This is a genomic window from Cryobacterium sp. PH31-O1, assembly GCF_030063455.1.
In the GTDB taxonomy this organism is placed as follows: domain Bacteria; phylum Actinomycetota; class Actinomycetes; order Actinomycetales; family Microbacteriaceae; genus Cryobacterium.
On sequence record NZ_JASITB010000004.1, the window covers coordinates 215,888 to 227,636 of the forward strand.

The 11,749-nt window shown below is 66.9% G+C and carries 11 protein-coding genes, 1 pseudogene and 2 riboswitches; of the genes and pseudogenes, 3 read left to right on the forward strand and 9 right to left on the reverse strand.

Annotated features, from left to right (window positions below):
* Positions 1 to 10: 10 nt before the first annotated feature.
* The gene (locus QMK31_RS10270) at positions 11 to 1,285 is read left to right on the forward strand and encodes a M20 family metallo-hydrolase (protein WP_283500850.1); all 1,275 of its coding nucleotides are present in this window, start codon (positions 11 to 13) and stop codon (positions 1,283 to 1,285) included.
* Positions 1,286 to 1,287: 2 nt separating this feature from the next.
* Complete coding sequence (locus QMK31_RS10275; protein WP_283500851.1) at positions 1,288 to 2,760, forward strand: amidase; 1,473 nt, start codon at positions 1,288 to 1,290, stop codon at positions 2,758 to 2,760.
* 129 nt (positions 2,761 to 2,889) lie between these two features.
* On the opposite strand, the gene QMK31_RS10280 is transcribed toward QMK31_RS10275, so the two are convergent.
* Genes QMK31_RS10280 through thiO form a run of 4 tightly spaced genes read right to left on the reverse strand, consistent with a single transcriptional unit; the run spans position 2,890 to position 6,306 of the window.
* Positions 2,890 to 4,044: a ThiF family adenylyltransferase gene (locus QMK31_RS10280; protein ID WP_283501018.1), complete on the reverse strand. Its 1,155-nt coding sequence runs from the start codon at positions 4,042 to 4,044 to the stop codon at positions 2,890 to 2,892.
* 5 nt (positions 4,045 to 4,049) lie between these two features.
* Complete coding sequence (locus QMK31_RS10285; protein ID WP_283500852.1) at positions 4,050 to 4,832, reverse strand: thiazole synthase; 783 nt, start codon at positions 4,830 to 4,832, stop codon at positions 4,050 to 4,052.
* A gap of 2 nt (positions 4,833 to 4,834) precedes the next feature.
* Positions 4,835 to 5,077, reverse strand: a complete 243-nt coding sequence (gene thiS, locus QMK31_RS10290; RefSeq protein WP_502852927.1) for a sulfur carrier protein ThiS — start codon at positions 5,075 to 5,077, stop codon at positions 4,835 to 4,837.
* On the reverse strand, positions 5,074 to 6,306 hold the full coding sequence (thiO, locus tag QMK31_RS10295) for a glycine oxidase ThiO (RefSeq protein ID WP_283501020.1): 1,233 nt from the start codon (positions 6,304 to 6,306) through the stop codon (positions 5,074 to 5,076). The genes thiS and thiO overlap by 4 nt, the downstream gene beginning before the upstream one ends.
* Positions 6,307 to 6,356: 50 nt before the next feature.
* Positions 6,357 to 6,456: riboswitch (TPP riboswitch) on the reverse strand.
* A gap of 99 nt (positions 6,457 to 6,555) precedes the next feature.
* Between thiO and thiE the strand changes: the two genes are divergently transcribed.
* Complete coding sequence (gene thiE / locus QMK31_RS10300) at positions 6,556 to 7,200, forward strand: thiamine phosphate synthase (protein WP_283500853.1); 645 nt, start codon at positions 6,556 to 6,558, stop codon at positions 7,198 to 7,200.
* Between the two features lie 72 nt (positions 7,201 to 7,272).
* On the opposite strand, the pseudogene thiD reads toward thiE, so the two are convergent.
* The 5 genes and pseudogenes from thiD to QMK31_RS10325 form a co-directional block, all read right to left on the reverse strand.
* Positions 7,273 to 8,118, reverse strand: a pseudogene (thiD, locus tag QMK31_RS10305) (bifunctional hydroxymethylpyrimidine kinase/phosphomethylpyrimidine kinase); the annotation flags it as partial.
* A riboswitch (TPP riboswitch) is annotated at positions 8,101 to 8,200 on the reverse strand. Its footprint overlaps the pseudogene before it by 18 nt.
* Before the next feature lie 56 nt (positions 8,201 to 8,256).
* Complete coding sequence (locus tag QMK31_RS10310) at positions 8,257 to 9,087, reverse strand: ABC transporter permease (protein WP_283500854.1); 831 nt, start codon at positions 9,085 to 9,087, stop codon at positions 8,257 to 8,259.
* Entirely contained in the window at positions 9,084 to 10,046 is a 963-nt protein-coding gene (locus tag QMK31_RS10315) for an ATP-binding cassette domain-containing protein (RefSeq protein WP_283500855.1), read from the reverse strand. The genes QMK31_RS10310 and QMK31_RS10315 overlap by 4 nt, the downstream gene beginning before the upstream one ends.
* Before the next feature lie 54 nt (positions 10,047 to 10,100).
* Positions 10,101 to 10,958: a DUF4097 family beta strand repeat-containing protein gene (locus QMK31_RS10320; protein WP_283500856.1), complete on the reverse strand. Its 858-nt coding sequence runs from the start codon at positions 10,956 to 10,958 to the stop codon at positions 10,101 to 10,103.
* A gap of 76 nt (positions 10,959 to 11,034) precedes the next feature.
* The gene (locus tag QMK31_RS10325; RefSeq protein ID WP_283500857.1) at positions 11,035 to 11,553 is read right to left on the reverse strand and encodes a histidine kinase; all 519 of its coding nucleotides are present in this window, start codon (positions 11,551 to 11,553) and stop codon (positions 11,035 to 11,037) included.
* Between the last annotated feature and the right edge of the window lie 196 nt (positions 11,554 to 11,749).

Genomic DNA, 11,749 nt, shown 5'->3' on the forward strand with positions numbered 1-11,749 from the left:
AGGAGCACACATGTCATCCGCCGACTTTCTCACCGACTTTCACCACGTTGCCACCATCGGCGCCACTCCCCGCCAGGGCGTCGACCGCCAGGCCGCCACCGCCGAAGACGCGCAAAGCCGCGCCTGGTTCTCGAAGTGGATCACCGACGCCGGCTACACCCTGCACGTAGACGGCATCGGCAACATGTTCGGACTGATCGAATGGACCCCCGGCGCGCCCTACGTTCTCGTCGGTTCGCACCTCGACAGCCAGCCGCTCGGCGGACGCTTCGACGGTGCCTACGGCGTACTCGCGGCACTGCACGCGGCCCGCAACGTCGACGAGGTGGTCAAAAATAGCGCAGCCTTACCGCCGTTCAACCTCGCCGTCGTGAACTGGTTCAACGAAGAGGGCGGTCGGTTCGCCCCGAGCGTGATGGGCAGCAGCGTGTTTGTTGGACTGTTTGACCAGGAGAAGATGCTCGCCGTCACCGACCTGGCCGGGGTGACCGCCCGCACTGCCCTCGCCGAGATCGGCTACCTCGGCACCGACCCGCGCCCGATCACGGTGAGCTATGCCGAGATCCACATCGAGCAGGGTCGCATATTGGAGCGCGAACAGATCGCGATCGGGGTCGTCGACCGCAGCTGGTACACCCAGAAACTCGACATAGAAGTGCTCGGCGAGCAGTCCCACACCGGAGCGACCGCCATGGCCGATCGGCACGACGCCCTCGTCGCGGCCGCCAAGATCATCCTCATGGTGCGCGAGGTCACTACCGACTTCGCCGATGAGGCCATCGTGTCGTCGGTCGGGCAGCTGACCCTCGAACCCAATTCCCCCATCGTCGTCGCCCGCCGGGTGCGACTGGTCGCCGACCTGCGCAGCGGCGACCCACAGATCGTGCAGGCCGCCCGCGCGACCCTGTTGCAGAAAATCGCCGCTCTCGCCGCCCTGCACGAGATCGCGATCAACGTCACCGACTTCGATATTCGCCCAATCAGGTATTTTCCGGAGACTGGCCTGCAATTGGCCGAGGCAGCTGCAGCGCGGACCGGCCTCTCTACCCGCCGCCTCCAGACCATGGCCGGCCACGACTCGGTCGCTATGAACACCATCGTGCCCTCGATCATGCTGTTCATCCCGAGCGTCGACGGCGTCTCGCACTGCGAACGGGAATTCAGCACGGATGCCGACATGGTCGCCGGGCTTGCGCTGCTCACCGAGGTGACCACCGACTTGGTCAATGGGGCCCTGGTCGATCCGGCCGCAGTTCCCGCACCGGCGTCGACGGTCCGGGCGTAGCGGTGTCGGGCACGACCAGCCGCACAAAACCACCGGCAACCGGTGTGCGCAGCACCAGCACCAGCCTGCATTACCTCGCCGCGAGCGAAGCGCTCGACCTGTTTCGGTCGCGTGACCTGTCGCCGGTCGAGCTGCTCGAGTCGGTCCTTCAGCGCATCGACGCAGTCAACCCGCGGGTCAACGCGCTCACCGAGCAGTTGGTCGATGAGGCGCGAGAGTCGGCCCGCGTCGCCGAGCAGCAGTACCGCACCGGAGACGTGCTCGCCCCGCTGCTCGGCCTGCCGGTCGCGGCGAAGGAGAAGCATTCCCTCGCCGGGCACGTGCTTAGCAACGGGCTCATGGCCCAGCGCGCGGTGGTGGCGAGCGCGGATCATCCGGTGATCAGCCGCATCCGTTCGGCTGGCGGCATAGTGCATGCCCGCACCACGACGCCCGAATTCTGCTGCGCCACGGTGACTCACTCGCCGCTTTGGGGGGTCACCCGCAATCCGTTCAACCTCGAGCTCTCCCCCGGCGGCTCCTCCGGCGGGTCCGGCGCTGCCCTCGCGGCGGGCTTTGCGCCGCTCGCCACCGGCTCGGACATTGCCGGATCGACCCGACTGCCGGCAGCCTTTACCGGAACGGTCGGGTTCAAGGCGCCGTACGGCCGCATTCCGGGTGTCGCGCCGCTCTCCGCCGACCACTTTCGTGGCGACGGGCCGATGGCTCGCACGGTGGCGGATGCCGCCCTGCTCGCCAACGTGATGGCCGGCCGTCACCCCGGCGATCATGCCTCGCTCGCCGATACCGCACCGCTGTCGGGGGCGTGGGCTTCGGCCCGGGGCCTCCGCGTCGCCCTGTGCATTCGTCTCGGCGACTATCTGGTCGATTCCGAGGTGGAGGCGAACACCCGCGCGGTCGCTGCCGCGCTGCAGAGCGCCGGAGCAATCGTCGAAGAGGTCGAGTTGCCGTGGACCACGGCCGAGATCCACCGGGTGTCGTTCACCCACTTCGGGCACGTCCTCGGCCCGGCAATGGAGGATGAGACCCGCGGAACCGAGAGTCAACTCGCCGCCTACACCGTGCAGTTCATGGCGGATGCCCGTGCTGCGGCCGCCGGCAACCGTTATCTCGACGGGCTCTCCGCCGAAACCCGCATGCAGGGCGAGCTCGCCGCCGTGATGACCGGGTTCGACGCCCTGATCTGCCCGACCTCGGCGGTCGCGGCGCTCTCTGCCGACGATCACTACCTGAACGGCATCACGACCGGAGGCGAACACCTGGAACACTACTGGCAAGCACACATGACGGTGCCGTTCAACATTGCCAACCGGTGCCCGGTGCTCGCGGTGCCGAGCGGCCTGGCCAATTGCGGCATCCCGACCGGCGTGCAGATTGTCGGGCATCCGTTTGATGACGACACGGTCTTTCGGGTCGGTGCCGCCATCGAATCGGTGCGCCCCTGGGCCCACCACTACGCGCTCGTGGGTAATTGACCGGCAGCGCCCAAGGCACGGTCCTGCAGCCGGAGCTCGAGCGCGTCGGCACGCGCCGTCGTCTGTTGCCTGCGCTGTCGGCAGGCCAGCCGCGCGTGCAGTATTCGGCCGCGTCACGCAGCCACCGATCTAGTAGATAGCGAGAGTGGGCTCGATCTCCCGCACCCAGGCCACGATGCCGCCCTCGACCTGGCGCGCCCGGTCGTACCCCCGGCGCTTCAGCTCGGCGAGCACTGCGGCAGAACGCGGCCCGGCCTTGCAGAGCATGACGGTATCGCGATCCCGCGACACGGTCACCGTGCCCGAGAGGATGCCGCCCTGCGGCACCAGCAGCGCCCCGGCAATGTGCACGATCGCGTACTCTTCTGGTTCGCGAACGTCGATCAGGTCGAAGTCGAGCTCGCCGCGAGCCCGGGCATGGAGCATGACGGCGAGCTGCTGCACGGAGATGGCATCGTTGGGCGACGCTGGGAGTGTGCCGCAAAACAGGTCGTAGTCGATGAGTTCGGTGACCGGTTCGGCGGCGGGGTCTGGCACAATCGTGATCTCGCGCCAGGACGCGTCGAGCGCGTTGAACAGCACGACCCGGCCGAGCAGGGTGCGTCCCACCCCGGTGATGAGTTTCACGACTTCGGCTACCATCGTCGAACCGATCGTTCCGCACAGCATTCCAAACACGCCACCCTCGCCGCACCCAGGCACGGACCCGGCCGGCGGGGCTTGTGGATACAGGTCCCGGTAGGTGGGTCCGTGCCGGTTCCAGAACACGCTGACCTGCCCCTCGAAGCGCAAGATGGAGCCCCAGACGCAGGGTTTACCGAGGAGCGCGGCGGCATCGCTGACCAGATAGCGGGTGGCAAAGGTGTCGGCGCCGTCGACGATCAGGTCGTACTGGGCAAACAGCTCGAGCGCGTTCGCCGCTGACAGCCAGACATCGTGCTGGTGCACGGTGACGAGCGGGTTGAGCTCGGCGACAGCCGCTGCAGCTGACTGCAGTTTCGACCGGCCCAGGTTGGAGACGCCATGGATGATCTGGCGTTGCAGGTTGCTTAGGTCGACCGTGTCGTGGTCGACGATTCCGATGGCGCCGACCCCCGCGGCCGCGAGGTAGAGCAGAACCGGCGAACCGAGACCTCCGGCGCCGACCACGAGCACGCGGGCATTCTTCAGCCGTCGCTGGCTGAGCAGGCCGATTTCGGGAATGAGGATGTGGCGCGAGTACCGCTCCCGTTCGGCCGCGGTGAGCGCGTCGCCCGGGTCGACGAGCGGCGCGAGCGCCGGCATCCGCTTCACAGGTCGGGCCGCCCGGCCATGCTTGATGAGGCCAGGGCGAGGTCGCGCCGCGGGATACGGCCGGCCAGCGATGCTCGCCGGCCCGCGATCACGGCGTGTTTAAAGGCGTCGGCCATGAGTGCCGGGTTCTGCGCCCGGGTGACCGCGGTGGCGAGCAGCACGGCGTCACAGCCCAGTTCCATGGCGAGAGCCGCGTCGGAGGCGGTGCCGATGCCGGCGTCCAGTACCACGGGAATGCCAGCGCGCGCCACGATCAGCTCGATATTGTGCCGGTTGAGAATTCCGAGCCCGGTGCCGATCGGAGCCCCGAGCGGCATAACGGCAACGGCGCCGAGGTGTTCGAGCCGCAAGGCGAGCACGGGGTCGTCGTTCGTGTACGCGAAGACCTTGAAACCCCGAGCGACGAGCTGTTCGGTGGCCGCAACCAGTTCGACCGCGTCGGGCAGCAGGGTCTGTTCATCGGCAATGACCTCGAGCTTGACCCAGTGGGTCTCGAGGGCCTCTCTGGCCAGCTCGGCGGTCAGCACGGCTTCGCGCGCGGTGAAACAGCCGGCGGTGTTCGGCAGCACGCGGATGGAATGCTGCAGCAGCAGCTCGAACAGTGACCCCGTGGTCGCCACATTGTGACGCCGCATCGCGACGGTTGTGAGTTCGGTTCCGGAGGCACGCAGCGCGGCCCCGAGGCCGTGCACGCTCGGCGCGCCTCCCGTTCCCATGATCAGGCGCGACGTGAACTCTACGCCGTCGATCACGAGGGTGTCCGTGTTCGTGTTTTGCATGGTCAACCTCCCTGGACTGCAGAAACAATGTCAATCTCGTCGCCGGCCGTCAGCCCGGTCGACCACCACAGGCTGCGGGGCACGACCGCGGCGTTCCGCGCGACGGCCACTCCAAGCCGATCGCCGTCGGCAGCCCGGCCGTCCTTGTCGATCGGCCGATCGGTGATCTCGGCCACCAAATCGGTCACGGTACCGCCGGCCCGCACGATTCGTTTCTGGCCGTTGACGGTGATGGTCAGGTTCACGAGTGGCCTCCGTGCGGTGAAGCGGATGCCAGAGCGCGGCTCGCCGAGAAACGATCCGGCCGAAAGCTCCGCCACCGATCGTCGTCGTTTCCCTCGATGAGCTGAAGGCAGTATTGAGCGGCGACCGGGGTGAGCAGCACTCCGTGCCGAAAGAATCCGGTGGCGATGATGAGGCCCGGAATGTCGCCGTCAGCTTGCGAGCACCCGACGCGACCGAGGAGCGGCGCGTTGTCTGGCGTCCCCGGTCTCGCCCGTGCGGTCAGCTCGATCAGTTCGAGTTCGCTGATCGCCGGCACGAGCACCTGGGCATCCCTCAAGAGCTGATGAACGCCACCGACCGACACGGCGCTCGAACCGTCTTCACGCTGGGTGGCTCCAATCACGAGCGTGCCATCGGTGCGCGGAACCAGATACACCGGCAGGCCGTGCACCAGCCCGCGCACCGTGCAGGTGAGCAACGGTCGAAGATGCTCGGGCACGCGCAGCCGAATGACATCGCCGTAGACCGGCCGAATCGGCAGGTTCAGTTGCTCCGGCAGTCCGCGCAGCCCGGCCGCCCCGAGCCCGTTGGCCACGACCACTTCGGTAGCTCTGAGCGTTGAGCCATCAACCAGGGCCACGCCGGTGACGCGCGAGGCGGCATCCGTTGAAACGTCGTGCAGGAGCCCTCGGGCGCGCACTCGAATCACGGCCAGCTGACCGTCTTTGGCGAGGGCCGCCAGGGCGAGCTGGATGCGCGCGCTGAGCTGGCGGGGGTCCACCTGATGGTCTTGTTCCACCAGGAAAGCACCGGAAATGCGCGGACTCAGCAGCGGCTCAAGCTCGCGTGCTTCTCGAACGGTTAGGGGCTCCACGCCCAGACCGTTCGCCAGTTGCACGCCGCGCAGGTCGGCCAGAGCTTGCCGATCCGCCGCTTCGGCACCGACATTGATGGTTCTGGTTCTCTGGTACCCGGTGGGGTCCGATGCGGTTTGAAGCGATTCGATGAAGGCCGGATACAGTGCCGACGAGGCGAGCATGAGCTCGAGCAGCTCCTCTTCCTGATAGTGCAGTTCGCTCACCGCCGCGAGCATTCCGGCGGCCGCGTAGGTGGCGCCTCCGGCCGGATCCGGGTCGATAACGACCACCGTGCGGCCGGACTGTGCCACCGCCCAGGCGATGCCGAGCCCAATGATTCCGCCCCCAATCACGGCAACGTCGACCGCGCGGCGTGCCCGCCGTTCACTCATGGCGCGCACGGCGGGGTGGGGACGGGTGGCGGGGGACGGGTGGCGGGTGCGATCGATCATCCGGACATTCCTTCGCTAGTGCTAACTAGACAGGTTCAGCGGGTATTGATCTCAGCTCGCACACAATGTGGAGCACCCCGTGTCAGTAACCCAGCCTATACGCGCTCACGCACTTCGCCCGCCGCCTGCGCCCGAGAGCCACGCAAGATTATGTCCTCGAGTGCAGCGCAGCCGCCTAGTCTTGGTCGAATGGACAAGATCACCGCCCGGCTGTATCTCTGCACCGATGCCCGCAAGGATCGCGGCGATTTCGCTGACTTCGTGCGCGCCGCCTTCGCCGGCGGGGTCGATATCATTCAGCTGCGCGACAAGACCATCGATGCCGCCGAGGAGCTCGATTATCTTGAGATTCTGCGCACGGTCGCCGAGCAACAGGCCCGGCTCTGGGCCGTCAACGACCGGGCGGATATCGCCGCTCTCGCTGGCGCACCGGTGTTCCATGTCGGCCAGACCGACCTGCCGCTGGCCTCGGCCCGCACGCTGCTCGGCCCGGCCGCCCGAATAGGTCTGTCCACGCACACCACCGAACAAGTGGATGCCGCCCTCACCGCCGAAAACCTCGACTACTTCTGCGTCGGTCCGGTCTGGGCCACGCCCACCAAACCCGGTCGTGCGGCGGTCGGAACGGAGTTGCTGCGCTACGCGGCCGCACAGCGCGCATCCGCTGCCAGCCTTCGTCCGTGGTTCGCCATCGGCGGTATCGATCTGGGCACCATCGACCAGGTGGTCGAGGCCGGCGCCACTCGAGTGGTCGTCGTGAGGGCGATCACCGACGCCGACGACCCGACGGATGCCGCGGAGCGGCTTCTGGCCAGCCTGCCGCCTCTCGGGTAGGCGAATAACGGGGCCTGCTGTCGCTCAGGGGCTCTTTTCACCGAGATTAGAGACGGCACCTGCCCGCGAGAACAGCCGATGAAAGTGGTGGATCGGACCGTTTCCCTGGCCAACCTCGAGCTCGTCAGCGTGGGCCAGGCAGTCCTGGAGCCACCCTTTGACCTCGGCGAGGGACAGCGCCCAGTCCCCCCTCCGAGCCTGCACCGTCGCCATCGCCGACGAGAGCGAGCATCCGGTGCCGTGAGAGTTTGTGGTGCGAATGCGCGGGGATGCGAACTCGACAACGCTGTGGGCCAGGACCCCGTGAGTGTTGACCAGGGCATCCGGACAGATGGTTTCCGTGAAGTGGCCGCCCTTGACCAGCACGGTGACACCGGTGAGCTCTGACAATCTCGCGCCCTGCTCGAGAGCCTCTGCCCACCCCGCGGCCGGCGGCTCACCGAGTAAAACGGCCAGCTCGGGAACGTTGGGTGTGACCAGATCGACGAGCGGGACCAGGTCACGCAGCGCCCGCTCGGCTGCGGGGTCGAGTAGTCGGTCACCACTCGTGGCCACCATCACCGGGTCGAGCACGGCCAGGGGAGGTTGGCATTCCCCGAGCCAGGAACGCACCTCGGTGATCACCTCGAAATTTGCGAGCATGCCGATCTTGACGGCGTCGATGGTGACGTCGTCGCTCACGGCAGTCAATTGCTGCCGCAGAAAAGCGACCGGCGGGGTGTGCACCGCGCGCACCCCGCGCGTATTCTGCGCCACCAGGGCAGTGACGACCGCCATACCGTAGCCGCCGTTGGCCGCGATGCTCTTCAGATCGGCCTGGATGCCGGCGCCGCCGGTCGGATCGGTACCGGCAATGCTGAGAATTCGGGGCGTCTGCCGCAGCGTGAGAGGGCCAAGTCGATCGATCATCCGTGACATTCCTTCGCTAGTGCTAACTAGACAGGTTCAACGGGTATTGATCTCAGCTCACACACTCTGCGGAGCACCCCGTGTCAATGAGTAAGCCTATACGCGGCAGAGGGCGGACCGCCCGCAGCTTCCGGGTGCGACCTGGACTCAGCGCACCGACTTGCGCTCGTAGATCGCCCGCGACCAGGCATACCCGGCGAGCGCGATCACGACGCACCAGCCGAGGGCCAACACCGGGTTGGCGCCGAGCGGGGTGCCGAGCAACAGCCCGCGGATCGTCTCGATGAACGGTGTGAAGGGCTGGTACAGCGCGAACCAGGCCAACCCGGCGGGCATCGACTCCGTCGGCACGAAGCCGCTACCGAGCAGCGGCAGCAGCGTCAGGATCAGCGGCAGGTTGCTCGCCGTCTCGACCGATTTGGCCTGCATGCCCATGGCAACCCCGAGCCAGCTGATCGCGTAGGCGACGAGCGCGAGCAGGCCGGCGGCGGCCATCCACTCGACCGGTGAAGCCGTGGGGCGAAACCCGATCAGCAGCCCAACGCCGAGAACGAGCGTGACGGCGATCAAGGCCTGAATGGCGTTGCCGAGCACATGTCCGGCGAGCACCGCTGCCCGCGAAATGGCCATGGTGCGAAAGCGTGCGGTAACGCCCGTGGTCATATCCATCGAGACCGTGGTCGCGGTGCCGCCAGCGGTACCCGCGATCGTGATCAACAGGATGCCAGGCAGCACGTATGCCAAATAGGCTTCCCGCCCACCGGCCGGGTTGACGCCGGGCAGTCCGGCCCCGAGAGTGCCGCCGAACACGAACACGAACAGCAGCAGAATCACCACGGGTCCCACGATGGTGAACACCGACAGTCCCGGGTAGCGCACCATGTGCAGCAGGTTGCGGTGCAGCATGGTCAGCGAGTCGGCGACGACGTGCGACGGCCGACGGATGCCCGCGGCCGGGCTGCGCAGCATGGTGTTCATGATTTCATTCCTTTCGCGTCGACCGGGCCGGCCTGAGTCTTCGTGCCGGTGAGGGCGAAGAAGACGTCATCGAGGTCTGGAGTGTGAATGCTGAGGTCGGCGACCTCAACTTTGGCTGTTTCGAGGCGGTCCAACACCGAGCGCAGCGCCCCGACTCCGCCGTCGCTCGGTACGATGAGGGCGAGATCGACATCATCGCGGGTTGACTCGTCGAGCAGGCGGGCGGCGGCATCCAGCGCGATAGCATCCCCAAACCGCAGCCGGATATGGCCGCCGGGCACGAGGCGCTTGAGTTCGTTCGGCGTACCCTCAGCGACTATGCGGCCCCCGTCGAGCACCGCGATACGGTCGGCGAGGTGGTCCGCCTCGTTGAGGTACTGGGTGGTCAGCAGCACCGTCGTGCCCTCCATCACGAGGCCCCGCACGATGTCCCACATCGTGCGCCGACTGCGCGGGTCGAGACCGGCGGTGGGTTCATCGAGAAAAATCACGCTCGGTGCCTGCACCAGGGTCATCGCGAGGTCGAGGCGGCGCTGCATGCCGCCGGAGTAGGTGGCGAGCGGCTTGCGGGCGGCGTCGACGAGGTCGAACTGATCGAGCAGTTCGGCCACCCGAGCCTTCGAGCGCTTCGGCCGTAGGTGGCGCAGGCGGGCCATCAGCATAAGGTTCTCCTCGCCGGTAAGCAAGCTGTCGACGGCGGAGAATTGCCCGGTGAGACCGATCTGGGTGCGCACGCCGGCCTGGTCGCGCACGATGTCGCATCCGTTCACGAACGCCGTGCCGGCATCGGGCCGCAGCAGGGTCGAAAGAACGTGCACGGTCGTGGTTTTGCCGGCTCCGTTCGGGCCGAGCAGCGCGGTCACGGTGCCCGCCTGCACGCTGAGGTCGACGTCGTCGAGCACGACCTGTTTGCCGTAGCACTTGCGCAATCCGTGCACGTCGATCGCTGGGGTGGTCATGGTGTCGTTCCTTTCTGTTGGTATTGTTCGGTCGACGGATCGCTGGCACGATCCTTATAGATCCACCGCGCGAGCTCGCTGGATGGTGATGTTGCCGTACTGGGTGCGCGCACGCACGGCGATCGCCTGTTCGGATGCGTCGGGCGCGGTGTCGCCGGTGAGCTCGTTGCGCACATGGCCCTCTTTCGACGACAGGTCGAGCCAGGCGGGAACGCCGAGCTTCACGCCGATGGTGACCTGGCCGAAGCCACTCTCTACCTGAACGGAACCGGTCGATACGTCGCGCAGCTGGATGCTGCCGTAAGCGGTCCTGGCCGAGACGGATGCGAGCGCTTTCGTGATCTCGAGGTCGCCATAGGAGAGCTTGGCGTCGAGATCGCCGCCGCACTCACCGACCAAGATGCTGCCGTGCGATGCTTTGAGAATCGCATCTCCGGCGACCGAGCCGACGCGGATCTGGCCGTGATCGGCCGTGATCTCGGCCGTGCCCCGGATGGTGCCGACGGTTGCGTTGCCGTGCGAGGCGCGCAGCCACAGGTCGCCGGTGCTGTCGATATCCACCGGCCCCATCGAACATTTGATCCGGGTAGCGCCGAGAACGCCGACCGTGCGCAGGTCACCGACGGCGAGCTCAGCGGTGAATCGCGACCCGGCTGGCAGCTCGATCTTCACGTCGACCGATTCTGTGGGGCCGAACCAGCTGATGCGCGGTTTAGGCCCCACAATGGTCAGGCGCGCACCGGCGAAGTCGACCCGGGTCTCCTCCGCGCCGCGCAGGTCGACCGCTTTCGTCGGGTTGGCGGGCGACACGGTCACGACCGTATCGGTGCGGTCACCGGCGACGATTTCGATGGCACCGACCTGCAGGTTGATGGCGAGGTCGATAGGCGTTGGAGTGGTGAATGTGGGCATGCTAACGCTGCCTTTCCGGGCGTGGTTGTGCGACCTGCGCGGGTGCGAAGGTGGGATGATGCGGCGGCCTGGCGCCTTAGCGCGCCCAGCCTGTGAAGTTGTCACCGCTGCGCAGGGTGCGCTGCGCAGATCGTCGTTGCTTGGGTTGCAGGGCTGCCGCGATCGCACGCACCAGCCAGCTGTTCACCGACAGGCCGTCCGCTGCCGCCGCGTCGTCGACCCGCGCTTTGAGGGCGTCCGGCAGGCGCAGGGTCGTGCGCGAGGTGCTCGTGTCGTCAAGTTCGACGGATGCCGGGCCTCGCTCGTCACTGTCAGCCTCCGAACTCGACTGGGTCACCACGAACTCGATCTCGCGACCGCGCAGCCGCAGGTCGACCGATCCGGGGGCGAGGTCTCGGGTGATCTCGGCGGCCGCGGCCGACAACACGTCGAGCAGCACGAGGCGTGTCGCCGTGTCGAGTGCGGCGGCGAGGCGCTCGGCGACGACGCGAGTGTCTGCGGTGCCGTTTTCGGCGGCATCCGCTAACTGGTGCTGCAGGTCGTTGACGTACTGGCCGAGTTCCATATCGTCATAGTGACACCAGTATGGTGTCATGTCAACACATGTTGGTGTCAAAACAGGACGCGTGCTATTTGGGCCTGCATCGTTCGCGGCCGAGCCTCAAGGCGGCGAAGATCGCGCCCTGCATGGCAGGACTACCGCTCCGTGGGGATCAGTGCCGTCGCAATCGCCGTAGCGACGTCAATCGCCGAGACGGTGTCGTTTTCGGCGCTCAGTTCGTCAGCGCAAA

Bases quoted from the DNA above. Each gene is read 5' to 3' on its own strand.
- QMK31_RS10270 (WP_283500850.1), top strand. From the start codon at position 11: ATGTCATCCGCCGACTTTCTCACCGACTTTCACCACGTTGCCACCATC.
- QMK31_RS10280 (WP_283501018.1), bottom strand. From the start codon at position 4,044: ATGCCGGCGCTCGCGCCGCTCGTCGACCCGGGCGACGCGCTCACCGCG.
- QMK31_RS10285 (WP_283500852.1), bottom strand. From the start codon at position 4,832: ATGCAAAACACGAACACGGACACCCTCGTGATCGACGGCGTAGAGTTC.
- thiO (WP_283501020.1), bottom strand. From the start codon at position 6,306: ATGAGTGAACGGCGGGCACGCCGCGCGGTCGACGTTGCCGTGATTGGG.
- thiE (WP_283500853.1), top strand. From the start codon at position 6,556: ATGGACAAGATCACCGCCCGGCTGTATCTCTGCACCGATGCCCGCAAG.
- QMK31_RS10310 (WP_283500854.1), bottom strand. From the start codon at position 9,087: ATGAACACCATGCTGCGCAGCCCGGCCGCGGGCATCCGTCGGCCGTCG.
- QMK31_RS10315 (WP_283500855.1), bottom strand. From the start codon at position 10,046: ATGACCACCCCAGCGATCGACGTGCACGGATTGCGCAAGTGCTACGGC.
- QMK31_RS10320 (WP_283500856.1), bottom strand. From the start codon at position 10,958: ATGCCCACATTCACCACTCCAACGCCTATCGACCTCGCCATCAACCTG.
- QMK31_RS10325 (WP_283500857.1), bottom strand. From the start codon at position 11,553: ATGACACCATACTGGTGTCACTATGACGATATGGAACTCGGCCAGTAC.